General features: G+C 65.6%; 23 protein-coding genes. 14 read left to right on the forward strand and 9 right to left on the reverse strand.

The features are described from left to right. Positions 1-5: 5 nt before the first annotated feature. Positions 6-632 carry a 5-formyltetrahydrofolate cyclo-ligase gene (locus AB4Y43_RS05510; protein ID WP_083245248.1) on the reverse strand — a complete coding sequence of 209 codons (627 nt, stop codon included), beginning with the start codon at positions 630-632 and terminating at the stop codon, positions 6-8. An 8-nt stretch (positions 633-640) separates the two neighbouring features. Between AB4Y43_RS05510 and AB4Y43_RS05515 the strand changes: the two genes are divergently transcribed. The 4 genes from AB4Y43_RS05515 to AB4Y43_RS05530 all read left to right on the forward strand — a co-directional run bounded on the left by AB4Y43_RS05515 (position 641) and on the right by AB4Y43_RS05530 (position 5,661). Continuing rightward, positions 641-2,614, forward strand: a complete 1,974-nt coding sequence (locus tag AB4Y43_RS05515; RefSeq protein ID WP_069264266.1) for a lytic transglycosylase domain-containing protein — start codon at positions 641-643, stop codon at positions 2,612-2,614. Between the two features lie 147 nt (positions 2,615-2,761). Continuing rightward, a complete protein-coding gene (locus AB4Y43_RS05520; protein WP_069264264.1) occupies positions 2,762-3,718 on the forward strand; it encodes a complex I NDUFA9 subunit family protein in 957 nt (318 codons plus the stop codon). 54 nt (positions 3,719-3,772) lie between these two features. Beyond that, positions 3,773-4,423, forward strand: coding sequence for a glutathione S-transferase family protein (locus tag AB4Y43_RS05525; protein WP_069264262.1), 651 nt, complete (start codon positions 3,773-3,775; stop codon positions 4,421-4,423). After that, a complete protein-coding gene (locus AB4Y43_RS05530; RefSeq protein ID WP_368727181.1) occupies positions 4,420-5,661 on the forward strand; it encodes a multifunctional CCA addition/repair protein in 1,242 nt (413 codons plus the stop codon). Before AB4Y43_RS05525 ends, AB4Y43_RS05530 begins: the two co-directional genes overlap by 4 nt. A gap of 18 nt (positions 5,662-5,679) precedes the next feature. Here the strand turns inward: AB4Y43_RS05530 and AB4Y43_RS05535 are convergent, their stop codons facing one another. Further along, entirely contained in the window at positions 5,680-5,874 is a 195-nt protein-coding gene (locus AB4Y43_RS05535; RefSeq protein WP_158758829.1) for a DUF2905 domain-containing protein, read from the reverse strand. An 18-nt stretch (positions 5,875-5,892) separates the two neighbouring features. After that, positions 5,893-7,095, reverse strand: a complete 1,203-nt coding sequence (locus AB4Y43_RS05540) for a class I SAM-dependent methyltransferase (protein ID WP_368682608.1) — start codon at positions 7,093-7,095, stop codon at positions 5,893-5,895. 13 nt (positions 7,096-7,108) lie between these two features. On the opposite strand from AB4Y43_RS05540, the gene AB4Y43_RS05545 reads away from it, so the two are divergent. The 6 genes from AB4Y43_RS05545 to AB4Y43_RS05570 all read left to right on the forward strand — a co-directional run bounded on the left by AB4Y43_RS05545 (position 7,109) and on the right by AB4Y43_RS05570 (position 14,033). Beyond that, entirely contained in the window at positions 7,109-7,966 is an 858-nt protein-coding gene (locus AB4Y43_RS05545) for an SDR family oxidoreductase (protein WP_368727182.1), read from the forward strand. Positions 7,967-8,169: 203 nt separating this feature from the next. Continuing rightward, complete coding sequence (locus tag AB4Y43_RS05550; RefSeq protein ID WP_069264253.1) at positions 8,170-8,565, forward strand: dihydroneopterin aldolase; 396 nt, start codon at positions 8,170-8,172, stop codon at positions 8,563-8,565. A gap of 3 nt (positions 8,566-8,568) precedes the next feature. Further along, positions 8,569-9,540 (forward strand): tRNA 2-thiocytidine(32) synthetase TtcA, encoded by a 972-nt coding sequence (ttcA, locus tag AB4Y43_RS05555; protein ID WP_368727183.1) that lies wholly within the window; start codon positions 8,569-8,571, stop codon positions 9,538-9,540. 197 nt (positions 9,541-9,737) lie between these two features. After that, on the forward strand, positions 9,738-11,099 hold the full coding sequence (gene glmU, locus AB4Y43_RS05560) for a bifunctional UDP-N-acetylglucosamine diphosphorylase/glucosamine-1-phosphate N-acetyltransferase GlmU (RefSeq protein WP_368727184.1): 1,362 nt from the start codon (positions 9,738-9,740) through the stop codon (positions 11,097-11,099). A gap of 71 nt (positions 11,100-11,170) precedes the next feature. Then, positions 11,171-12,997 carry a glutamine--fructose-6-phosphate transaminase (isomerizing) gene (glmS, locus tag AB4Y43_RS05565; protein WP_368727185.1) on the forward strand — a complete coding sequence of 609 codons (1,827 nt, stop codon included), beginning with the start codon at positions 11,171-11,173 and terminating at the stop codon, positions 12,995-12,997. Positions 12,998-13,265: 268 nt separating this feature from the next. Then, positions 13,266-14,033: a Sir2 family NAD-dependent protein deacetylase gene (locus AB4Y43_RS05570; RefSeq protein ID WP_342949232.1), complete on the forward strand. Its 768-nt coding sequence runs from the start codon at positions 13,266-13,268 to the stop codon at positions 14,031-14,033. Between the two features lie 531 nt (positions 14,034-14,564). Here AB4Y43_RS05570 and AB4Y43_RS05575 read toward each other — a convergent pair. After that, positions 14,565-15,530, reverse strand: coding sequence for a DMT family transporter (locus AB4Y43_RS05575; RefSeq protein WP_141710658.1), 966 nt, complete (start codon positions 15,528-15,530; stop codon positions 14,565-14,567). Positions 15,531-15,844: 314 nt separating this feature from the next. On the opposite strand from AB4Y43_RS05575, the gene AB4Y43_RS05580 reads away from it, so the two are divergent. Next, positions 15,845-16,066: a hypothetical protein gene (locus tag AB4Y43_RS05580; protein WP_028203426.1), complete on the forward strand. Its 222-nt coding sequence runs from the start codon at positions 15,845-15,847 to the stop codon at positions 16,064-16,066. A gap of 73 nt (positions 16,067-16,139) precedes the next feature. Here AB4Y43_RS05580 and AB4Y43_RS05585 read toward each other — a convergent pair whose 3' ends face one another. Continuing rightward, entirely contained in the window at positions 16,140-16,424 is a 285-nt protein-coding gene (locus AB4Y43_RS05585) for a hypothetical protein (RefSeq protein WP_069264245.1), read from the reverse strand. Positions 16,425-16,541: 117 nt separating this feature from the next. Beyond that, positions 16,542-17,360, reverse strand: a complete 819-nt coding sequence (locus AB4Y43_RS05590; protein WP_069264244.1) for a Mut7-C RNAse domain-containing protein — start codon at positions 17,358-17,360, stop codon at positions 16,542-16,544. 138 nt (positions 17,361-17,498) lie between these two features. Here AB4Y43_RS05590 and AB4Y43_RS05595 point away from each other — a divergent pair, with 138 nt between their 5' ends. After that, on the forward strand, positions 17,499-18,371 hold the full coding sequence (locus AB4Y43_RS05595) for an NAD(P)-dependent oxidoreductase (protein WP_368727186.1): 873 nt from the start codon (positions 17,499-17,501) through the stop codon (positions 18,369-18,371). Positions 18,372-18,636: 265 nt separating this feature from the next. Further along, positions 18,637-19,002 (forward strand): response regulator, encoded by a 366-nt coding sequence (locus tag AB4Y43_RS05600; RefSeq protein WP_368727187.1) that lies wholly within the window; start codon positions 18,637-18,639, stop codon positions 19,000-19,002. Positions 19,003-19,244: 242 nt separating this feature from the next. On the opposite strand, the gene argC is transcribed toward AB4Y43_RS05600, so the two are convergent. Both argC and AB4Y43_RS05610 read right to left on the reverse strand, forming a co-directional pair. Continuing rightward, positions 19,245-20,192, reverse strand: coding sequence for an N-acetyl-gamma-glutamyl-phosphate reductase (argC, locus tag AB4Y43_RS05605; RefSeq protein ID WP_069264239.1), 948 nt, complete (start codon positions 20,190-20,192; stop codon positions 19,245-19,247). 159 nt (positions 20,193-20,351) lie between these two features. Continuing rightward, entirely contained in the window at positions 20,352-20,876 is a 525-nt protein-coding gene (locus AB4Y43_RS05610) for a YbhB/YbcL family Raf kinase inhibitor-like protein (RefSeq protein WP_256094709.1), read from the reverse strand. Positions 20,877-21,211: 335 nt separating this feature from the next. Here AB4Y43_RS05610 and AB4Y43_RS05615 point away from each other — a divergent pair, with 335 nt between their 5' ends. Next, complete coding sequence (locus AB4Y43_RS05615) at positions 21,212-21,919, forward strand: response regulator (protein ID WP_069264237.1); 708 nt, start codon at positions 21,212-21,214, stop codon at positions 21,917-21,919. Between the two features lie 128 nt (positions 21,920-22,047). Here AB4Y43_RS05615 and AB4Y43_RS05620 read toward each other — a convergent pair whose 3' ends face one another. Continuing rightward, entirely contained in the window at positions 22,048-22,734 is a 687-nt protein-coding gene (locus AB4Y43_RS05620; RefSeq protein WP_028203433.1) for an orotate phosphoribosyltransferase, read from the reverse strand. Positions 22,735-22,836: the final 102 nt, after the last annotated feature.

Genomic DNA, 22,836 nt, shown 5'->3' on the forward strand with positions numbered 1-22,836 from the left:
AGCGTTCAACGTTCACGTGAACGTTGGCAAAGGTGCGTGGCGGCTTCCGTCACCACGGCGTCGAGCGGCAGGTCGTGCGCCTCGCGCGCAAGCACGCCGTCGTCGATGCGGCATGCTTCATACGCAATGCCAACCGTGACGGGCAACGCAACGCCCGGCCAGGCGGCCAGCGTGCGGTCGTAGTAGCCGCCGCCGTAACCGAGGCGATAGCCGTCGCGATCGAAACCCACGCAGGGCACGAAAAGAAGATCAGGCACGATCACTTCCTGCGATTGCGGCTCAAGGATCCCGTGATGGCCTTCGCACATCGGAGCATCGGGCGTCCAGGCGTGAAAGACGAGTGGCGTATGGCGCTCGGGAATGGCGGGGAGGGCGGCGCGGCGTGACGCATCGGCGGCGAGCCAGGCGGTAATCCAGGCGCGCGCATCGAACTCGCCGCGCAAGGGCCAGTAGAACCCGATCGAACGCGGCGAAAATTGCGCGACGAGCACATCGAGACGAGCCGCGAGTGCCGCACCGATTGCCACGTCGGAAGCCGCCTCAATTCGCCGAGGAAGCAGCCTTGCACGCCAGTCCTTTTTGGATTCCGTGTGAGGGTTGCGTGCTATGCTTGGGTTCACCTCGCGCTCCAGAAATAACGATGTCCAAACGCCTTGTCCGAGTATATCGCGTGGTCGGTCTCGCACTGACTGCCGCGGCACTCGTAGCATGCAGCACGGCGGACGCCGTGCGCCCCGTCGCACTGCCCATAGGCGCAGTCCTTTCCAACGACGATCAGACTTTCATCCAGCTTCGCGAAGCCGCGCGCAACAACGATCCCGCGCGCGCCGCGCAACTCGCTGCGATGATTCCCGACTACCCGGCGCCGTCATACCTCGAATACTTCCAGCTCAAGCCGCAGCTGTTCGATTCGCAGGGCCATGCGCGCATCGACGCGCCCGACGCGCCGGTGCTGTCGTTCCTGCAGCGCTACGACGGTCAGGCGATCGCCGACCGCATGCGCAACGACTATCTGACCGTGCTCGGCGCGCGCCACGACTGGACGAATTTCGACCAGCAATATTCGCGCTTCGTGCTCAACGACGACACGCAGGTGAAGTGCTACGCGCTGGAGTCGCGTGCGGCGCGCGGCGAGAACGTCGCGAACGACGCGCGTGCGCTGCTCACCGAGCCGCGCTATTACGGCGACGGCTGCGTCGATCTCATCACCGCGCTTGCCATCAAAGGCCAGTTCTCGAGCGACGACGTGTGGCAGCAGATCCGCCTCGCCTACGAGCAGAACCAGACCTCGACCGGCGCGAAGCTGCTCGACGGCCTTTCGCAGCGCCCCGACCCGAGCGCGTTCAGCCAGGCCGTGAGCACGCCGCCGCTCACGCTCGCGCAAGGCGTCACCGCCGACCCGCAATCGCACCAGCTCGCGCTGCTCGCCGTCACCGTGATGGCGGCCAACGATCCGGCCATGGCAGCGGCCACCTTCGCCACTGTCGCACCGCAGCTCAGTTCGCCGGAGCGCGCGACAGGCTGGGGCACGATCGGCTATCAAGGGGCGTTGAAGCGCCTGCCCGCTTCGCTCGGCTGGTACCGCCTCTCGGCCAATGCGCCTCTCTCGAACCCGGCTTACGAATGGCGTACGCGCGCCGCGCTGCTGGGCGGCGACTGGACCATGGTGCGCTGGTCGATCGAACAGATGCCGGCCGCGCTGCGCGCGCAGCCGTCGTGGGTGTACTGGCACGCACGCGCGCTCAAACAGGCCGGCGAAACGGGCGCAGCGAACCAGGAATTCGCGTCGATTTCGCAGGGCTATCACTTCTACGGCCAGCTCGCCACCGAAGAACTCGGCCAGAAGATCACCATCCCGCCGAAGACCACGGTGAGCGACGCCGAAATCGCCCAGGCTGCGCAAACGCCGGGCTTCGCGCTCGCGCAGCGCTTCTACGCGCTGAACCTGCGGCTCGAAGGCAATCGCGAATGGAACTGGCCGCTGCGCGGCATGAGCGATCGGCAACTGCTCGCCGTCGCCGAATACGCGAAACGCATCCAGTTGCTCGACCGCACCGTCAACACGGCCGACCGCACGCAAACGGAGCACGACTTCTCGCTGCGCTATCTCGCGCCGTTCCGCGACGTCGTGGAGCGCGACGCGCAAACGAGCGGCCTCGACGTCGAATGGGCCTACGGCCTGATTCGCCAGGAATCGCGTTTCATTCTCAATGCGAAATCGGGCGTGGGCGCGAGCGGCCTCATGCAGATCATGCCGGCCACGGCGCAGATGGTGGCGAAGAAGATCGGCCTCGGGCCCCTGTCGCGCGACCAGCTCAACGATCTCGACACCAATATCCTGCTCGGAACGAATTATTTGTCGATGATCTACAATCAGTTCGACGGCTCCGCCGTGCTCGCCACCGCGGGCTACAACGCCGGGCCGGGCCGCCCGCGCGCATGGCGCCAGACTTTGCAGGGCGGCGTCGAGGGCGCCATCTTCGCGGAAACCATTCCGTTCCAGGAAACCCGCGATTACGTGAAAAACGTGTTGTCGAACACGGTCTACTATGCGGCGCTGTTCGAGGGCCGTCCGCAATCGCTGAAGGCGCGTCTCGGCTATATCTCGCCGTAAGCGCCGGGCCGTTGGACCGCGCCGCTTCCCTTCATACGGAAACGCGCACGGCAGACGGCACGCTGCGTGCTCCGTCTTCTGACTGGCGCGCCGCGGGACGAACCGGACCTCGTACGCGGCGGCGCCGCCTGCCCGAGGAGGTCGAAGATGCGACATCAAGCCATTGCGGTCATCGGCGGTTCGGGATTCATCGGCAGCCATCTCGTCAACGCGCTCGTCGAGGCGGGCAAGGACGTGCGCGTCGCCACCCGACGTCGCTACAACGCCCGCCATCTCACCCTGCTGCCCGTCGACGTGATCGAGGCCGATGTGTCCGATCCGGTCGCGCTCGCGGCGTTCGTCGAAAATGCGGACGCGGTCATCAATCTTGTCGGCACGCTCAACGGCGGGCGCGGCGATCCCTACGGCCCGGGCTTCGCGAAGCTGCACGTCGACTTGCCCACGAAGGTCGTCGCCGCCTGCGAGGGCAAGGGCGTGCATCGCCTGATCCATGTGAGCGCCCTCGGCGCCGACCCGCGCGGGCCGAGCATGTACCTGCGCTCCAAGGGCGACGGCGAGAAAGCCGTGCACGCGGCCCCGGCGCTCGCCACGACCATCTTCCGGCCTTCCGTCGTGTTCGGTCCCGAGGACACCTTCCTCAACCGTTTCGCGCTCCTGCAGCGGCTCTTCCCGATGATTCCGCTCGCTATGCCCGACGCGAAGTTCCAGCCGGTGTTCGTGGGCGATGTGTCGAAGGCGATCGTCAACGTGCTCGATCTCGACGCCGCGAGCGGGCACACTTACGAACTCGGCGGCCCGACGGTCTACACGCTCGAACAGTTGCTGCAGTATTGCGGCGAAGTGGTGGGTCGGCACGCGCGCATCGTGCGGCTGCCCGACGCGTTCGGCCGCCTGCAGGCGCTCTCGTTCGAAATGGCGCCGGGCGTGCCGGTGCTCACGCGCGATAATCTCGATTCGATGAAGGTGGACAGCGTGCTGACCGGTCCGCTCGCCCCCGAGCTCGATATCGAGCCCGCGAGCATCGAGACGATCGCGCCGCTCTATCTCGCCGACGCCTCGCTGCGTTCGCGGCTGAACATCTTTCGCGCCAGTGCCGGCCGATAGCCCAACGCGGACTCTCAGGCGGCGCTTATTCAACTCACAACGGTCATTGGAACAATGAAGCTCGTAATCGGAGACAAGAACTATTCGTCGTGGTCGATGCGTCCGTGGGTGCTGCTCAAGCACTTCGGCATTGCGTTCGAGGAGGTGTTGATCGAGCTCGACGAGCCGGCCACCAGGTCGTCGATCCTCGCGTTCTCGGCCTCGGGCAAGGTGCCGTGCCTCGTTGGCGACGACGGCTTTGCCGTGTGGGATTCGCTCGCGATTGCCGAGACGCTCGCCGAGCGCTTCCCGCAGCACGCGCTGTGGCCGCGCGACGCGAACGCGCGCGCCCGCGCGCGCAGTGTGAGCGCGGAGATGCATTCGGGCTTCGGCGAAGTGCGCAACCACATGCCGATGAACATCCGCAAGGTGAAGCCGGGCGCCGGCGCGACGCCGGGTGCGCTCGCCGACGTCGCGCGCATCGACGCGCTCTGGCGCGAGTGTCTCGCCGCGAGCGGCGGGCCGTTCCTGTTCGGCGAGTTCAGCATTGCCGACGCGATGTACGCGCCGGTCGTCATGCGCTTCAACAGCTACCAGCCGAAGCTCTCGCCCGAAGCGGCGGCGTACGCGCAGCGCGTGAGCGCACTGCCCGCGGTGACCGAGTGGGTCGAGGCGGCGCGCCGCGAAACGCACATCGTCCAGGACGACGAGCGCGACGACGAATGAAGATCTATGTCGTAGGCGGCGCGATCCGCGACGAGATGCTCGGGCTGCCCGTGCGCGACCGCGACTATGTCGTGGTGGGCGCGACGCCCGAGCAGATGGCCGCGCAGGGCTATCGTCCGGTGGGCAAGGACTTCCCGGTCTTTCTGCATCCCGAAACGCACGCGGAGTACGCGCTTGCGCGCACCGAGCGCAAGACGGCGGCCGGCTATCACGGCTTCCAGTTTTTCTACGCGCCTGACGTGACACTCGAGGAAGATCTCGCGCGGCGCGATCTCACCATCAACGCGATGGCGCGCGAAGTGCAGCCGGGCGGCGTGCTCACGGGGGAGGTCGTCGATCCGTTCGGCGGCGCGCGCGATCTCGAGGCGCGCGTGTTCCGCCACGTGAGCGACGCGTTTCTCGAAGACCCCGTGCGCATTCTTCGCATCGCGCGCTTCGCCGCGCGATTCGCCGATTTCACCGTCGCGCCCGAAACGCTCGAACTCATGCGCGAGATGGTCGCATCAGGCGAAGTCGATTCACTCGTGCCCGAGCGCGTGTGGCAGGAAATCGCCCGCGGTCTCATGGAAGCGAAGCCGTCGCGCATGTTCGAGGTGCTGCGCGATTGCGGCGCACTCGCGCGCGTGCTGCCCGAGGTCGACGCGCTGTGGGGCGTACCGCAGCGCGCCGACTATCACCCGGAAATCGACACGGGCGTGCACGTGATGATGGTGATCGACCATGCGGCCGCGCAGGGCTACACGCTGCCGGTGCGCTTCGCGGCGCTCACGCACGATCTCGGCAAGGGCACGACGCCCGAGGACGTGCTGCCGCGTCACATCGGCCACGAAGGGCGCAGCGTCGATCTGCTCAAACCGCTGTGCGACCGTCTGCGCGTGCCCAACGACTGCCGCGAGCTGGCGGTGCTGGTCGCGCGCGAGCACGGCAACGTGCATCGCGTGATGGAGATGGGCGCGGCGGCGCTCGTGCGCATGCTCGAACGTTGCGACGCGCTGCGCAAACCCGCGCGTTTCGCCGAGGCGTTGCAGGCCTGCGAGGCCGATTTGCGCGGGCGGCTGAACTGGGAGAACGCGCCTTATCCGCGGGCGGAGCGCCTGCGGATCGCGCTCGTGGCTGCGCGCGGCGTCGATGCGGGGGCGATTGCGCGCTCGATCGAACGCGGCGGCGCCGAGAAGATCAAGGAAGCGGTGCACGAGGCGCGCGTGGCGGCGGTGGAAGCCGCGCTCGCTACGGCTTGACCGGTCGAGCGCGCTCGTTCAGAGCACGCGCACGAGAAACGAAAGCGCCATCGAAAGCACGAGCGTCGACATGAACGGCAGCGGATATTCGCGGCCGAAAATGCGCAGCGTGATGTCGCCCGGCAGCCGCCCGATGCCGAGCTTTCTGAGCCAGGGCTGGGCGCTCGAGAGAATCGCCACGGCGATGAAAGTGGTGAGAAACCAGCGGATCATGGTCGCGCGGCGTGAGCCTCAGAGTGTGTGGCTGCGGTCGCCGCGCGCAAACGCCGCGATGGTCTCGTCGATGCCGCGCGAAAACGCGATCACCTTGAACAGCTCGCCCATCTCGCTTTCCGATACGAGTTTCTGCACCGCGTTCGCGGCCGGCAGAAAGCGCTGCGCGTCGTGCGGATCGATCTCGCTCAGCACGTCGGTAATGCCCGCGTTCATCAGAAAGCGCGCCTGTGTCGTATAGCCGAGCAGGTCCGCGCCCGCTTCGACGCCCGCTTCGGCAATGCCCGTGAATTCCACGTGCGCGGTGATGTCCTGCAAACCGGGATAGAGGAACGGGTCGCCATGCGCGCGGTGCCGGTAGTGGCACATCAGCGTGCCTTGCGCGCGCTGCGCATGGTAGTACTCGTGGCGCGGAAAGCCATAGTCGATGAAGAACGCCGCGCCGCGCTGGAGCATCGCGCAAACCGTGCGCGTGAAGGCGAGTGCGGCTTCGTGCGTTTCGGTCACGTAGTCTTCGCTGCCTTCCACGCCTGCGAGCGCGCTCTCGGGCCAGTTGGCATCGCGCCCGGAGTTCGCCGGCTGATCGGAAAAGACGAAGGCGCCTTCTGCGTTTGCGCTCACGCCGCGCTCGTGCCAGACGGCGTCCTTGCGCGAGAAGAGGCGCACCGGCATGGCGTCGAGCACCTCGTTGCCGATCACCACGCCTTCGAACTGCGCGGGCAGCGCATCGAGCCACGTCACGCGACTCAGCAGTGCCGGCGCGAGCTGCACGATGGTCTTGCGCTGGCGCTCGCGCAACTCGCCCGACAGATCGACGATGGCGTAGGAGTCGAACGCCACGCCTGCTGCGTCGAGTGCGAGCATCAGACCCGCCGCGAGGCGGCCCGTGCCCGCACCGAATTCCATCAGACGGTGCGTGCCGCTGGCGGCGAGCGCTTCGCCCACGGCGCGCGCGAGCGTCGCGGCAAAGAGCGGCGAAAGCTCGGGCGCGGTCACGAAGTCGCTGCCGTCGTCGGCAAAGAGGCCGAATTTGCGTGCGCCGCCGCCGTAGTAGCCGAGTCCCGGCGCATAGAGTGCGCGCTCCATGTAGCGGTCGAACGGGAGCCACCCGCCCGCCGCGGCGATCTCGGCGCGCAACGTGGCCGCGAGCGCCTCGGACTGCGCGAGCGCGATCGGCTCGGGAACAGGTAAACTATCGGGTTCGTGAGCTTTCGGATTCATCCCGGCATTGTAAATGAGCGCAACTCCCGGCATCCGCCCGGCTGACGCCGACAGGAGTGCATCCGACAACGGATCGCGCCCCGATTTTGGCGTAGCGGCGCCCGTCGTGCTGGTCACGGGCGGAGCACGCCGTATTGGCCGCGAGTTCTCGCTCGGCTTTGCGCAGCGCGGCTGGGACGTCGCGGTTCATTACGGCGAGTCGCGCGAGGCCGCCGACGAAGTCGTCGCGCAGATCGCGGCGCTGGGCCGCCGGGCTGTGGCGCTGCACGCCGACCTCGGCGACGAAGCCCAGGTGGCCCGGCTCGTGCCGGATTGTGTCGCGGCGCTCGGTCGTCCGGCGTGCGTGCTCAACAATGCCTCGCGCTTCGACGAGGACACCGCGCAGGATGTGGGCTACGCGAAGCTGCTGCAGCTGATGGCGATCAACGTGGGCGCGCCGCTCGTGCTCTCGCGCATGCTGTACGAGGCAACGCCCGAAGCGGCGGCGGACGACGAGACGCTGCGCCCGTGTGTGATCAACGTGCTCGACCAGAAGCTGTACAACATGAATCCCGACTATCTGTCGTACACGCTGACGAAGGCCGCGCTGCAGAACGCCACCGTCGCGCTCGCTCAGGCGCTCGCGCCGAAGGTGAGGGTGGTCGGGCTCGCGCCCGGCCTCACGCTGCAGTCGGGCGACCAGACGCCGGCGAGCTTTGCCGCCGCGCACCAGGTTACGCCGCTCAAGCGCGCGTCGCGGCCCGCCGATCTCGTGGAAGCCGCGCTGTATCTGGCGCGGGCAACCGGCGTGACCGGCACGACGCTCGTCGTGGACGGCGGCCAGCATCTCCTGCCGCTGCCCCGCGACGTGATGTTTTTGACGGGCGGCTGACGCCCGAACGTGGATTGCATTTATTTTTGCAACTAAATGCACAGCCCGCTGCCAGCAGAACGGCGAGCCAGCGGTGCTGACGAAGACAAAGGAATGCAAGCCGCCGCGCACGAGCGGTTTTGCAGACCGGCTGAACGACCCGCCGGGCGCGCCGCGCCGGCATACGTGCGAGAGAACGCACGCTTTTATCGACTGGAACCCGTATGTCCACCGTTTTGCTTCACCCCCGGCTCGCCGATTGCCGCCGGCTCTTCCTGCGCGACTACGAAGTGCACATCAACATCGGCGTGCATGAGTTCGAGAAGCGCGGCGAACAGCGCGTCATCATCAATGTCGACCTGTTCGTGCCGCTTGCTTCGACCACGCCGCAAGAGGACAAGCTGCGCGAAGTCGTCGACTACGACTTCATGCGCTCGACCGTCGCCGAACGCGTGGGCAAAGGCCATATCCATCTGCAGGAGACGCTCTGCGACGATCTCGCCGCGGCGCTGCTTTCGCACGAACTCGTGCGCGCGGTGCGCGTTTCGACCGAGAAGCCCGACGTTTATCCGGACTGCGACGCGGTGGGCGTCGAGGTCTTTCGCATCAAAGAGGACTGATTCATGAACGCCCCCGAAACGCTACCCGTTGGCGAGGACGCCGCGACCGAAGAGACGGGCCGCCAGGTGCTCACGCGCCGCGAGCAGAAGGAAGCCTACGAGAACAACAAGCTGTTCAAGCGCATCGTGCGTCAGGTCGGCCAGGCGATCGGCGACTACAACATGATCGAGAACGGCGACAAGGTCATGGTTTGCCTGTCGGGCGGCAAGGACAGTTACGCGATGCTCGACGTGCTGCTGCGCCTGCGCGAGCGCGCGCCGATCGACTTCGACATCGTGGCCGTGAACCTCGACCAGAAGCAACCGGGCTTTCCGGAGCACGTGCTGCCCGAATATCTCGACCGCGTGGGCGTGCCGTATCACATCGAGAACCAGGACACGTACAGCATCGTCAAGCGCCTCGTACCCGAGGGCAAGACGACCTGCTCGCTGTGCTCGCGCCTGCGCCGGGGCATTCTGTACCGCGTGGCGGGCGAACTGGGCGCGACCAAGATCGCGCTCGGCCATCATCGCGATGACATTCTCCAGACGCTGCTGCTGAACCTGTTCTACGGCGGCAAGCTCAAGGGCATGCCGCCCAAGCTGCAGTCCGACGACGGCAAGAACGTCGTGATCCGGCCGCTTGCCTATGTGAAGGAAACCGATCTCGAGAAGTACGCGGTGCTGCGCGAATTCCCGATCATTCCATGCAACCTGTGCGGCAGTCAGCCGAACCTGAAGCGCGCGGAGATGAAGGCGCTGATCCGCGAGTGGGACAAGCGCTTCCCGGGCCGCGTGGAGAACATGTTCAACGCGCTAGGCAACGTCGTGCCTTCGCACCTCATGGACGCGAACCTGTTCAACTTCGCGGACCTGCGCGCGACGGGCGTGGCCGATCCGGCCGGCGACATCGCGTTCGACGAAGAGCCGTGTTCCACCGACCCGGTGCCAGCGGAAGGCACGGCGATCAAGTTCACGCCGTTCGACGATCTTTGAGCCTTACCTCAGATCGTCTCTGTGGTTCTGAAACGCTCCGACCCCGCATCGGAGCGTTTTTACTTCCGCCTGTCGATCCGAAGAAAAGCAGTTGTAAAACAATGTTTTTCGGGGCACGAGAGCCCGGCCGGCCGGCGTGTCGGGGATATCCCGCATGCTAAAATCGGCCGCTTCATCCTCATTCAGTCACTGATGCAATGAACATCGTGATCCTCGCGGCAGGCATGGGCAAACGCATGCACTCCGCGCTGCCGAAAGTGCTCCATCCGCTCGCCGGCAAGCCGCTCCTCTCGCACGTCATCGATACTGCCCGCACGCTGTCGCCCACGCGCCTCGTCGTCGTGGTCGGCCATGGCGGCGAAGCCGTGCGCGAAGCCGTCGGCGCGCCCGACGTCCAGTTCGCGCTGCAGGCGCAGCAGCTCGGCACGGGCCACGCGCTCGCGCAGGCGCTGCCGCTGCTCGACGCGAACGTGCCCACGCTCGTGCTCTACGGCGACGTGCCGCTCACGCGCGCTTCCACGCTCAAGCGTCTCGTCGACACCGCTGGCGAGAACGGCTACGGCATCCTCACCGTCACGCTCGACGACCCGACCGGTTACGGCCGCATCGTGCGCGACGCGGCAGGCAAGGTCGAGCGCATCGTCGAGCAGAAGGACGCGAACGAGGCGCAGCGCAAGATTGCCGAGATCAACACGGGCATCGTCGTGACGCCGACCGCGCCGCTCGCGGGCTGGCTCGCCGCGCTGAAGAACGACAACGCGCAGGGCGAGTACTACCTCACCGACGTCGTGGAAGCCGCGATCGCCGCCGGTCACCCGGCCGTGACCGCGCAGCCCCACGACGAATGGGAAACGCTCGGCGTGAACAGCAAGCAGCAGCTCGCCGAACTCGAGCGCGTGCATCAGCGCAACGTGGCCGAGGCGCTGCTCGTGGCGGGCGTGACGCTCGCGGACCCGGCGCGCATCGACGTGCGCGGCTCGCTTCGCTGCGGGCGCGACGTGTTCATCGACGTGAACTGCGTATTCGAAGGCGAGGTGACGCTGGCGGACAACGTGAGCGTGGGCCCGAACTGCGTGATTCGCAGCGCGTCGATCGGCGCGGGCACGCGCGTGGACGCCTACACGCATATCGAAAACGCGGCTGTCGGCGCGAACGCGGTGCTCGGGCCGTATGCGCGTCTGCGTCCCGGCGCGAAGCTCGCCGATGAAGTTCACGTGGGCAACTTCGTCGAGGTGAAGAACGCGAACATCGGCGTGGGCTCGAAGGCGAATCACCTGAGCTACGTGGGCGACGCCGATGTCGGCGCGGGCGTGAACATCGGCGCGGGCACCATCACCTGCAATTACGACGGCGCGAACAAGCACCGCACGATCATCGAGGACAACGTGTTCGTGGGCTCGGATACGCAGCTCGTCGCGCCCGTGCGCGTGGGCCGCGGCGTAACGATCGCGGCGGGCACGACGGTGTGGAAGGACGTGCCGGAAGCCACGCTCGTGCTCAACGAAAAAACGCAGATCGCGAAAACCGGGTACGTTCGGCCGGTGAAGAAAAAGAACTGAACGGTTGAAACCCGGCGCCGCTGTGCGAAGACGCGCGGCGCCCACGCCTCTCATTGCAAAGGATCGAATCCATGTGCGGCATCGTCGGCGCGGTTGCGCTTCGTAACATCGTTCCCGTCCTGATCGAAGGACTGCGGCGGCTCGAATATCGCGGCTACGACTCGTGCGGCGTGGCCGTCGTGACGGCCGACGGCCCGCAGCGCGTGCGCAGCGTGGCGCGCGTGGCCGAGCTCGACGAGCAGGTGCGCGAGTCGCACTTCGAAGGCGTGACCGGTATCGCGCACACGCGCTGGGCCACCCACGGTGCGCCCACGGTGAACAATGCGCACCCGATCTTCTCGCGCGACACGCTCGCGATCGTGCACAACGGCATCATCGAGAACTACGAGTCGCTGCGCGAAATGCTGCGCGCGAAGGGCTACGAATTCGTTTCGCAGACCGACACCGAAGTCATCGCGCATCTGATCCACAGCCTGTATCAGGGCGACCTGTTCGCTGCCGTGCGCGCGGCCGTGCAGCAACTCGCGGGCGCGTATGCGATCGGCGTGGTGCACAAGAGCCAGCCGCATACGGTGGTCGGCGCGCGCGCCGGGTCGCCGCTCGTGGTGGGCTATGGCAAGGGCGAGAATTTCATCGCGTCGGACGGGCTCGCCATCGCGGGCAGCGCCGAGCACATCAGCTATCTGGAAGAGGGCGATGTGTGCGAGATCACGCTGGAAGGCGTGCGCATCGCCGATCGCGCGGGCAATATCGTGACGCGCGAAGTGCGCGACGTGCAGGCCTATGGCGCGTATGGCGGCGCGGTCGATCTCGGCCCGTATCGCCACTACATGCAGAAGGAAATCTTCGAGCAGCCGCGTGCGATCTCCGACACCATTCCCGCCACCGACGCCTTCACGCCCGAACTCTTCGGCGAGAACGCGGGCGAGGTGTTCAAGGGCATCGACAGCATTCTGATTCTCGCGTGCGGCACGAGCTATTACGCGGGCCTCACGGCGAAGTACTGGCTCGAGTCGATCGCGAAGATCCGCACCGATGTCGAGATCGCGAGCGAATACCGCTATCGCGAGTCGGTGCCGAATCCGCGCGCGCTCGTCGTGACGATCTCGCAGTCGGGCGAAACCGCGGACACGCTCGCCGCGCTCAAGCACGCGCAGTCGCTCGGCATGGCGCACACGCTCGCGGTTTGCAACGTGGCGACGAGCGCGATGGTGCGACTCACCGCGCTCAAGTTCCTCACGCACGCAGGGCGCGAGATCGGCGTTGCGTCGACGAAGGCGTTCACCACGCAGCTCGTCGGCCTCTTCATTCTCGCCGTCACGCTCGGCAAGCTGCGCGGCCATGTGAATGCCGAACAGGAAAGCGCGCACCTGAAACTGCTGCGCCATCTGCCGGCCGCGCTCAACGGCGTGCTCGCGCTGGAGCCGCAGATCATCGCGTGGTCCGAAGAATTCGCGCGCAAGGAAAACGCGTTGTTCCTCGGGCGCGGGCTGCATTACCCGATCGCGCTCGAAGGCGCGCTCAAGCTCAAGGAAATCTCGTACATCCACGCCGAGGCGTATCCGGCCGGCGAGCTCAAGCACGGGCCGCTTGCGCTCGTGACCGAGGCGATGCCCGTGGTGACCGTGGCGCCCAACGACGCGCTGCTCGAGAAGCTCAAGTCGAACATGCAGGAAGTGCGTGCTCGCGGCGGCCAGCTGTACGTGTTCGCCGACGCCGATACGCACATCACGAGCGAAGACGGCATCCACGTGATCCGCATGCCGGAGCACTACGGGCTGCTGTCACCGATCCTGCACGTCGTGCCGCTGCAACTGCTCGCGTATCACACGGCGTGCGTGCGCGGCACCGATGTGGACAAGCCGCGTAACCTCGCGAAGTCGGTGACGGTGGAGTGAGGTTGTTCGCGCACTGATCGCGCCTGTTGAAAAAAGGGATGCCATAGCGGCATCCCTTTTTTATTGGCCGATCGCGGCAGAAGGCGTTGAGAGGCCTCTCAAGCGGCTGCCGCGACCCGGCGCGTGGTCAGGGGTGATCAGACGCCCTGCGCCGGTTCTGGGGGCGCACAGCGCGCTCGTCGGGACCATGCGCCTGTCCGCCATGGCGAACCTCTGCCGAAACGCCGCTGGACGGTCATAATGTCGCCGTTCGATCAAGGAGGCGAAAGTGGCAAACGTGGCGCAATCCCGGCAACCGGGGCAGTCCGGCAGACTCCCCCGCCTGTTCGTGTTTTCCGGTGCGGGACTGTCTGCGGAAAGCGGCATTTCGACGTTCCGCACCGGCGACGGCATCTGGTCCCATGCGAGCATCGACGAGGTCTGCAATTACCTCACGTGGCGCCGCAACCGGCCCGCGGTGTTCCGTTTCTACAACCAGCGCATCGCCGAATGCGGCGACGCGCGCCCGAACGCCGCCCACGAACGGCTCGCGAAGTGGCAGGACGCCTGGGGCACGGAGCGCGTGCATCTCGTCACGCAGAACATCGACGACATGCTCGAACAGGCCGGCGCGCGCCAGGTGACGCATCTGCACGGCGACATGATTTCGCTGCTGTGCACCGATTGCGACTATCGGTTTCCCGTGTCCGGCCGCGCGCTCGATCCGCAAGCGGCCTGTCCGTCCTGCGGGCAGGTGGAGGGCGTGAAGCCCGGTGTAGTGTTTTTCAACGAGGCCGCGCCCGAGTACGAGACGCTCTGGCGCATTCAGAGCGACATGACGCCGGACGATCTCTTCATCGCCGTGGGGACGGCGTTCGAGGTGATCCCGCCCGAGCGGCTTCTGCCGCCTGCGCGTTGCGGGCATTACGCGCGCAATTTCCTCGTCGATCCGGCGCCACAGCGCACGGAATGCTTTGGCGTCGTCGAGGCCAAGCCCGCGACCATCGGTTTGCTCGACCTCGAGCCGACGATCGAGCGGATGATGGCGGGCGTTTAGCCCCAAGGTGTTCCTCACGCGATGCATTCAGCAAGGGCGTGCCTCCTCGGGGCACGCCTTTTTTCATTGCGCATGCGTGGGACACTTGAACACAGCGTGGAATGACTTTGCGCGAATGCGCAGCACGCGAGCGCAGCGAGCGTCGCGTATATCGCCATAGTCTTTTCAGTATTTATATTTATAAGTAGTAGCAGTTAACAAGTCCTGGCATTAACTGTGGACAACACGAAAATTGCCTGTCGGCTCATACCGATGCAAAACGGATAGCCATGCGGACAAAGCTTGTACGCGTTGCGAGCTGCTGGGATAACTTTTCAGGCCGCAACGCCAGGCGCGTGGTTATCAAGAAGTGGTCCACAGGTCGTTCGCCAGGTCGTCCCCAGGTTGTCCAGAGGTGGGCGTGGATAACCTGGTTCGGCGCGACGCAATTACGCGTTATCCACACGAAAAAAATGGCGCCACTCGAAAGCGACGCCATTTGTCGAAATAGTGCGGAGCGCGAGATCAACGCCAGAAAATCATGGCGCGTTTTTACGCCGTTTCGGCAGGTTGCGCAGCGGCGCGCTGCTTCGCGAGCATGCGCGCTTGCCAGGCCGGCAGGAGCTGGCAGGCGAGCAGGCCGGCGAGCATGAGCGCGCAGCCGGCGAGTGCGCGCGGCGTGAGCGTTTCGCCGAGTGCGGCCCAGCCCGCGAGCGCGGCGAACACGCCTTCCATGCTGAAGATCACGGCGGCGTGCGCGGGCGCGGCGTCGCGCTGCGCGACGACCTGCAGCGTATAACCGATGCCCACCGAAAGCGCGCCGCCATAGAGGATGGTGGGCGCGGCGCGCACGATGTCGGCCGCGCGCAGCGGTTCGCACGCGAGCCCGATCGCGAGGCACACCACGCCGCAGGCGACGAACTGCACGATCGAAAGCGCGAGCGGATCGTGGCGCGGCGCGTAGTGGCCCACGAGCATGACCTGGATCGAGATCACGAGCGCGCAGCCGAGCTGGTACCAGTCGCCGTACATCACGGAGAAGTGCTCGTTGATGCTGAGGAAGTAGAGCCCAACCGCGGCGAGCGCGGCGCCGAGCCATGTGCCGACGCCGGTGCGGTGGCGCAGCAGCACGCCGAGCATCGGCACGATCACGACATAGAGCGAACTGATGAAGCCGGCGTTGGCGATCTTCGTGTAGCCGAGTCCGATCTGCTGAAGCGAGATGGCGACGGCCAGCACGAGGCCGAGCACGGTGCCCGAGCGCAGCAGCGCGCCGTTGAACAGCGCCGGCGCCGCCGTGTTGCCGCGTTCCGCAGCGCCGCGCCCGCTGGTGCGGCGGCGTGCGAGCAGAAAGACCGAAACGACGCCGGCGCCCAGCAGGAAGCGCAGGCCGGTGAACAGGAACGGGCCGATGGCGTCGAGGCTCAGGCGCTGGGCGACGAACGCCGAGCCCCAGATCAGGGCGGCGGTCAGCATCAGGAGATTGGCGCGCAGGTGGCGGCGGGAGGCGGATTGCAAGCGGAGATCTCTTTTCGCGGGGAACTGTCAATGTGGCCCGAATTCACTTGGAGCAGGCCAATTCAGCGTATTACGTGAAAAAACAACGAACATCCGGAAAACGGACGCGTAAAGGCCGATCGTATCCGAATTGAAAGGGAATTGTCTCCCGGAAAATACACCCGGCCATTAGCGGATGACAAACGCCCTACGCTGCGTAATACTGCTTCGCGCGAAACGCCCGCCCAGATCGGCAAGCGGATCGTTTTGCGGTTTCACGCTGTTCTAATTCACAACGTGCCGGTCATTATTTGTCAGGTTTTGGGGAACAACAGATGAAAAAGATTCTCGCCTCGCTCATCGCAGCATCGTTCGCACTGGTCACGGCTTCGGCATTCGCACAAGACGCTTCGGCTCCCGCTGCGACCGCACCGGCAGCCAGCGCGCCCGCAAAGGCCAAGAAGCAGCACAAGCAACTCAAGCACCACGGCAAGCGTGCCGCTGTGTCGGAAGGCGCATCGGCCGCCGGTACGGCAGACAAGGGCCAGGCAAACTAAAGCGCCCTTCAGTCGTAAAAAAGCCAGAGCAACTGCTCTGGCTTTTTTTTGCGCGTTCGCCGCGGGTGCGAACTCAGGACGCTTCGCGTGCGAGCCCGGCCTCCAGCAATTCCGTCAGCAGGCCGTTCACGCCGCCGGGATGACCCTCGGCGCGCGCCTTCAGCTTCTCGACGAGATCGGCGTTGAGCTTGCACGCGAAGGGCACGAGCCCTTGCGCCTGGTCCAGCTTGCGCTGTTCGCGGCGGTCCAGCGCCGGTTGCGCCGCACCCTTGCCGAAGCGGTCGGGCCCGCTCTTGTGCGTCGCTTGCATCAGTTTCAGCGCCTTGTTCTTCTCAAGGTCGGTTTTCTTCATGGCCATATGTCGTGCTCCGGTGTTGGGCGGTGGCGCGCATTGTACGCAAACGCCCGCGTGCGTCCATCGCGGCGACTGGTCTCGTGAGCGCCATTCAGCCGCATCGAGTACCCGTGAATACCACTACGCGTCGCCACCGCGATCCGGTCCCTCATGGCCGTTGTGGCGCTCGAGCCGGTCATGTGCCGCGTGCGCCTCGTTCACGGGGCGCGTGAGGCCGTCGATCAGCGTGCGCATGCGCTGCCAGTGCGAGCCTTCCCAGAACACCCGCCGGCAGACGTCGCAGGTCACGAAGCGCGTCTGCCGGTCGTAGACGCCGGCGGGCACGCGCTCGCGCACCGCGGCTCGCTCGATCGGCCGCAGCGGCGAGTTGCACATGAGGCAGAGGCGGAACGGCCGCGCGCTCGCGGCGAGGTCGAGCCGCTCGAAAATCTCGTGGACCTGGGCGCGCGGCTTGAGCGCGCGCACGTAGCAGCCGTGCGTGATGCTGCGCCGCTTGAGCAGCTCGCGGTCGCGCGTGAGGACGATGCGGTGTTCGGCGGCGGCGAGCGCCTCGATCTCGTCGTCGGGGAAGTGGTTATCGTAGAGCGTATCGAAACCGGCCAGCCGCAGCAGTTGCGCGAGGCCGCCCAGATGCGCGTCGGCGACGAAGCGCAGTTCGCGCAGCGGCGCGTCGCGCACGCGCAGCAGCGGCCGGATGTCCAGCGCCTCGAACTTCGGGTAGACGGCCACGCGGTCGCCGTCCGCGAGCGCATGGTCGAAACCCACCGATTCGCCGTTCACGAGGATCAGTTCGACCTCCGTGTGCGGCACGCCGAGCGCTTCGATCATGTGTTTCGCCGTCGCGTTGCGCGCGCAGGCGCAACTGAACGCACGCCGGCGCAGCGGCCGCGCAAGAAAGTCGTTCAGCTCCTCGTAAAAACGGAAGGTGGCGGTGACCATGCCAAGCAGTATCGCACCGCCTGCCACAGCGCGCGTGCGTTCGCGCGGCGTGAGGGTCCGCCTGCAGCGTGGCCCGTCTTGTGCTGTACTGCACCTTTCCTCCGGGTTTCCCCTCGTTTTTCATGGAAGGAGCAGGCGATGGACATCGGATTTATCGGTCTTGGCGAAATGGGCGGTGCGATGGTCGGCAATCTGCTGAAGGCGGGCCACACGGTGCGCGTGTGGAACCGCACGGCCGCGAAGGCGCAGGCGCTTGCCGACGCGGGCGCGCGCATCGTCGGCACGCCGGGCGAGGCCTTCGCCGGCGACGCCGTGTTCTCGATGCTCGCCGACGACGCCGCGCTACGCGAGGTCATCGACGCGACGCTGCTCGACCATGCGCCACAAGGGCTCGTGCACGTGAACATGGCGACCATCTCTGTCGCACTGGCCGAAGCGCTAGCACAGGCCCATGCCGGGCGTGGCCTGCACTACGTGGCGGCGCCGGTGCTCGGGCGCCCGGACGCCGCGCAGGCGGCGAAGCTCACGATCATGGCGGCAGGCGCGACCGAGGCGATCGACCGCGTGCAGCCGCTGTTCGACGTGATCGGCCAGAAAACGTGGCGCGTGGGTGCTGTGCCGCAGCAGGCGAACGTGATGAAACTCGCCGCGAACTTCATGCTGGCTGCGGCAGTCGAGTCGCTCGGGGAGGCCGCGGCGCTGCTCGACGGCTACGGCGTCGCCATGCGCGACTTCCTCGACGTCGTGACGGGCGGCCCGTTCCCGGGCCCGGTGTATGCGGGCTACGGCGGCATGATCGCCCAGCGGCGCTACGAGCCCGCACTCTTCAAGGCGCGCCTCGGCCTGAAGGACGTGCGGCTCGCGCTGGCCGCGGCCGACGCCACCGCAACGCCGATGCCGCTCGCGAGCGTGCTGCGCGACAGCCTGCTCGAAGCCGTGGCGCACGGCGACGGCGACGCCGATTTCGCCGTGCTCGGCAAGGTGGCCGCGCGGCGCGCGGGCCGCGGCTAACGAGTCTGCTTGAAATGAAGGGCGCAATGAGGCGCGGCGAACGTCCGGGGGTGGTTTGCGATCAAAATCTTCAGACGACCGCGCGGTGACGCACAAAGACCCGGCGTGCGGCTGAGCACAATGTGACGCATCTCGATGGATGGCGACCGGTTTGACGGCGCCGCCCGCGATGTGGGGACGGGGAACCGATGACGACGACAGGGCACGCACCGGATCCAGCGGGAGATGCGGCTGCGAGGCCATTTTCAGGGTAGGAGAACGGCGGATGGAGACGCGCATCCTGATCGCCGATAACGACGAGAAGTCGCTGGGCGGGCTCAGCACCTTGCTGACCGATCTCGGCTACGGCGTATCTGTGGCACGCACGCTCGACGAGGCGCTCGACCTGGCTGCGCGCGGCGCGCCCGACGTGGCGATCGTGGCGCTTTCGCTCGCGCAGGACGAGCCCGGCGCGATCGTGCGGGCTTTGCGCGCGATCAGCGGCGAGCGCGTACCGCTGATGATCGCGCTCGCCGGCTGGGGCGAATCGCGCCACCGCGACGAGGCGCTTGCGGCGGGCTTCGACGTGCATCTGGTGCGGCCGGTGGGGCTCGATCAGCTGATGTTTATTTTGTCGATGACAGGACAATGATGGCTGTGTTGTTTTGAAGCAACATTCAGGGTGCGCACTACTTTACATGTTGCATCGCATCACGCTAGTCGATATACTGCTTCTTGTCTCCTCCATGTCTCCTCTGATATGGATTCAGCCCGCCAACCATTGGCGGGCTTTTTTTCGTCTGCAGGTTTTGCCTTGGCGCAAGACGAGGGCGTGGGGCAAAAAAAACCGGCTCAGCGAGCCGGTTTTTTGTTTGCGCTGCGAGTCCCGCTGCTTCAGGCATGCAGGCCGGTATTTTCAGCCGCGCCAATTGCGAGATTCATGCACTGGATCGCTGCGCCCGAAGCGCCCTTGCCCAGGTTGTCGAGGCGGGCAACGGTGACGAATTGCTCGTCGTTGCCGAACACGAACAGGTCGACACGGTTCGTGTCGTTGTTCGCCTGAACGTCGAACATGCCGGCGTCGAGGTTCTCATCGGCGTTGAACGGCGCCACGCGCACGAACGGCTCGCCTGCGTAGTACTCGGCGAACAGCGCCTGCACGTCCTGCGGCTTGGCGCCGCGCGTGAGCTGCTTCGGCGAAAAATAGGTGGTGACCGAGAGGCCCTTGTAGAACGGCCCGACGATCGGCGTGAACACCGGTGCCGACTTCAGGCCGCCGTGCACCGCCATTTCCGGCAAATGCTTGTGCGTGAGGCCGAGCGCGTACGGGCGCGGGCTCGCGAGCTTCGCGTTGCCGCCTGCTTCGTACTCCGCAATCATCTTCTTGCCGCCGCCGCTGTAGCCGGTGAGCGAGTAGCTGTGCGCGGCGAAATCCGGCGCAACGAGGCCGGCTTCGACGAGCGGACGCATGGCGAGAATGAACGCCGAAGCGTGGCAACCGGGCACGGCGATGCGCTTCGATTTGCGCACCTTGTCGCGTTGGGCTTTGGTCAGCTCGGGCAGGCCGTAGGCCCAGTCGGCCTGGGTGCGGAACGCCGTGCTCGCGTCGATCAGCACGGTGCGATCGTTTTCGACGAGCGAGGCCGACTCGCGCGAGGCGACGTCGGGCAGGCACAGGAACGTCACGTCCGAAGCGTTGATGAGACGGCGGCGTTCTTCGACATCCTTGCGCTTCGCATCGTCGATACGCAGGATCTCGACGTCGGCGCGCGGCGACAGGTATTCAAAAATCTTCAGGCCGGTCGTGCCTTCCTGTCCGTCGACAAAAACTTTCGTGCTCATCTCAGTCTCTCTGAACGCGGGGATTGGGGGTGCCATCACCCAGGGCGATGCTGGAACGGTATTTTAAGACGTCATGCGGACGCGCGTGTGAACGCGTCCGGAAAAAATCGGGGCTTACCCGTAAGCGCTCAGACGCTCGCCGCGCGCAACCGCCCCCGCTCAGCGGCCGTACGTGACGGTGATTTGTGCGCTTCCGAGCGTCGAGCCACTGATCTCGCGATCGAACAGCGCTGCCGGGCGGCCTTGTGCGAGCGGCAGCGCTTCGACGTTCAGCGCATAGACGGTGACGACGTAGCGGTGGGGATTGCCCGGCGGCGGGCACGGTCCACCATAGCCGTCGATGTTGAAATCGTTGCGCGCCTCGATCGCACCAAGCTTGCGCAACGCGCCCGTGGCGCTGGCGTTCTCCGGCAGGCTCGTTACGCGCGCCGGAATATTCGCGACGGCCCAGTGCCACCAGCCGCGTCCTGGCGCGTCGCGATCGAAGATCGTGATGGCAAAGCTCCGTGTGGCTGCGGGAGCATTGCGCCAGGTCAAACTGGGTGACTCGTTGGGTCCGTTGCAGCCCGCATCGTTGAAGACCTGGCGCGGGCCGATTTTTCCGCCGTCGCTGAAATCGGCGCTCGATACTGTGAATGTTTCGCCTGCATAGGCTAAATTGGCTGTCGCCACAACGCTCGCCATCGCGAGCCACGCGCATAGGCGCGCACGGCGCGCGCAACCTGGCTGAAAGTCATATGGAGTACGCATCAGCGAGCTCTCCTGCATGTTTGTGAAATTCCGGCCACGTTTTTCTGAAGGAAACATTTGAATTGTTCGATGGTCCGAATCTGATCCAATATAGCGGTATAAGCGAGCGAGCTTTCGCTTGCGCGCGTACCAGGTGCGCGGGAGGATTTCGTTATAGTCGTATATTCTCCCGCTTAGGCACGTGGAGCTGTCGGACGCCGGAACAACAAGCGAAATGTGGACTGGCCGAGCGCCAAAGCAACAAGCAGGTTTGCCTACACGGAGGGCTAATGCAGCAACCAATCAGGGTCGTAGTCGCCGACGATCATCCGGTGATCTTGTTTGGTGCGGAACATGCACTGCTCAACTTTCCCGGCATCAAGGTCGTAGGGCGCGCCCGTCAGTCCACCGAACTCGTCAAGGCGTTGCAAGCCGGTCCCTGCGACGTGCTGGTGACCGACCTTGCCATGCCGGGCGGCCAGTACGGCGACGGTTTGCCGCTCATCGGCTACCTGCGGCGCAACTTCCCGAACGTTCCCATCGTCGTCCTCACGATGCTCGAAAATCCCGCGCTGCTCAAACGCCTCGGTGAACTCGGCGTGTTCGCGGTGGTGCACAAATCCGACGACCTGAGCCACATCGGCCTCGCGGTGCAGCATGTGAGCCGCAATCTCGAATACATGAGCCCACAGGTCAAGACCGCGCTCGATCAACTGCGCATCAACAGCGGCGGGAAAACCGATGAAGTGATTCTCTCAAAGCGAGAACTCGAGGTCGTGCGACTCTTTGTTTCGGGCATGACGATTAAAGAAATATCCGAGAAGCTGAACCGCAGTATTAAGACTATTAGTACTCAAAAGAACACGGCGATGCGCAAGCTCGGACTCGATCGAGACTCCGAACTGTTCCAGTACGCACAGAGCAATGGCTTGCTCAATCTCTCCTCGTACGCGCCCAATGTGCCCGAAGCGGGCGGCGAGGCAGAAACGGCGCATTGATCCTGCCGCGCGACCCCCGCTCGACGTTCGCATTACACCGCTGCACCAGCCAGAAAAAAGGCCATCTGCCCAGAGGCAGATGGCCCTTTTGCCACGCGCTCACGCTTGTGCGAGCGCGATTCGAGCGCTTACTGCGGCGCCGACGTCGCGCCGCCGTGCGCAGCCGACCACTCGGCCGGTGCGTGCAGGAATTTCTCGACTTCGTCGAGCGTCTTCGTTTCGAAGTAGCCCGACTCCTTGGCGACGCGCAGCACGTCCCACCACGTGGCGAGCGCGTGCAGGTCGACGTCGATGTCCTTCAGGACCGAGACGCTTTCCTTGAAGATGTTGTAGTGGAACAGCACGAAGCAGTGGTTCACCTGCGCGCCGGCCGTGCGCAGCGCGTTGATGAAGTTGATCTTGCTGCGGCTGTCGGTGGTCAGGTCTTCGACGAGCAGCACGCGCTGGCCTTCGGTGAGCAGACCCTCGATCTGCGCGTTGCGGCCGAAACCCTTCGGCTTCTTGCGCACGTACTGCATGGGCACCATCAGGCGGTCGGAGAGCCAGGCCGCGAACGGAATGCCCGCAGTTTCGCCGCCGGCCACGGCGTCGATCTGTTCGTAGCCGACGTCGCGCAGGATCGTGGCTTCGGCCATTTCCATCAGGCCGCGGCGCACGCGCGGATACGAGATCAGCTTGCGGCAGTCGATGTAGACCGGGCTCGCCCAGCCGGAAGTGAAGATGAAGGGCTTTTCGGCGTTGAAGTGCACGGCCTTCACTTCGAGCAGCATTTTCGCGGTTGCGTCCGAGATCGTCTGGCGATCGTAGCCTGTCATGGGCGAATCCTTGGATATGAGTGCGAGAGGAGGGTGGGCGCGTGGCCCGGTGGCGCTGGCACGGCGGGCGCGAAGCGTGGCTTCGGCGTCTGCGGTGCGCGG

It is taken from the genome of Paraburkholderia sp. BR10872 (assembly GCF_040965835.1).
Classification (GTDB): domain Bacteria; phylum Pseudomonadota; class Gammaproteobacteria; order Burkholderiales; family Burkholderiaceae; genus Paraburkholderia; species Paraburkholderia nodosa_A.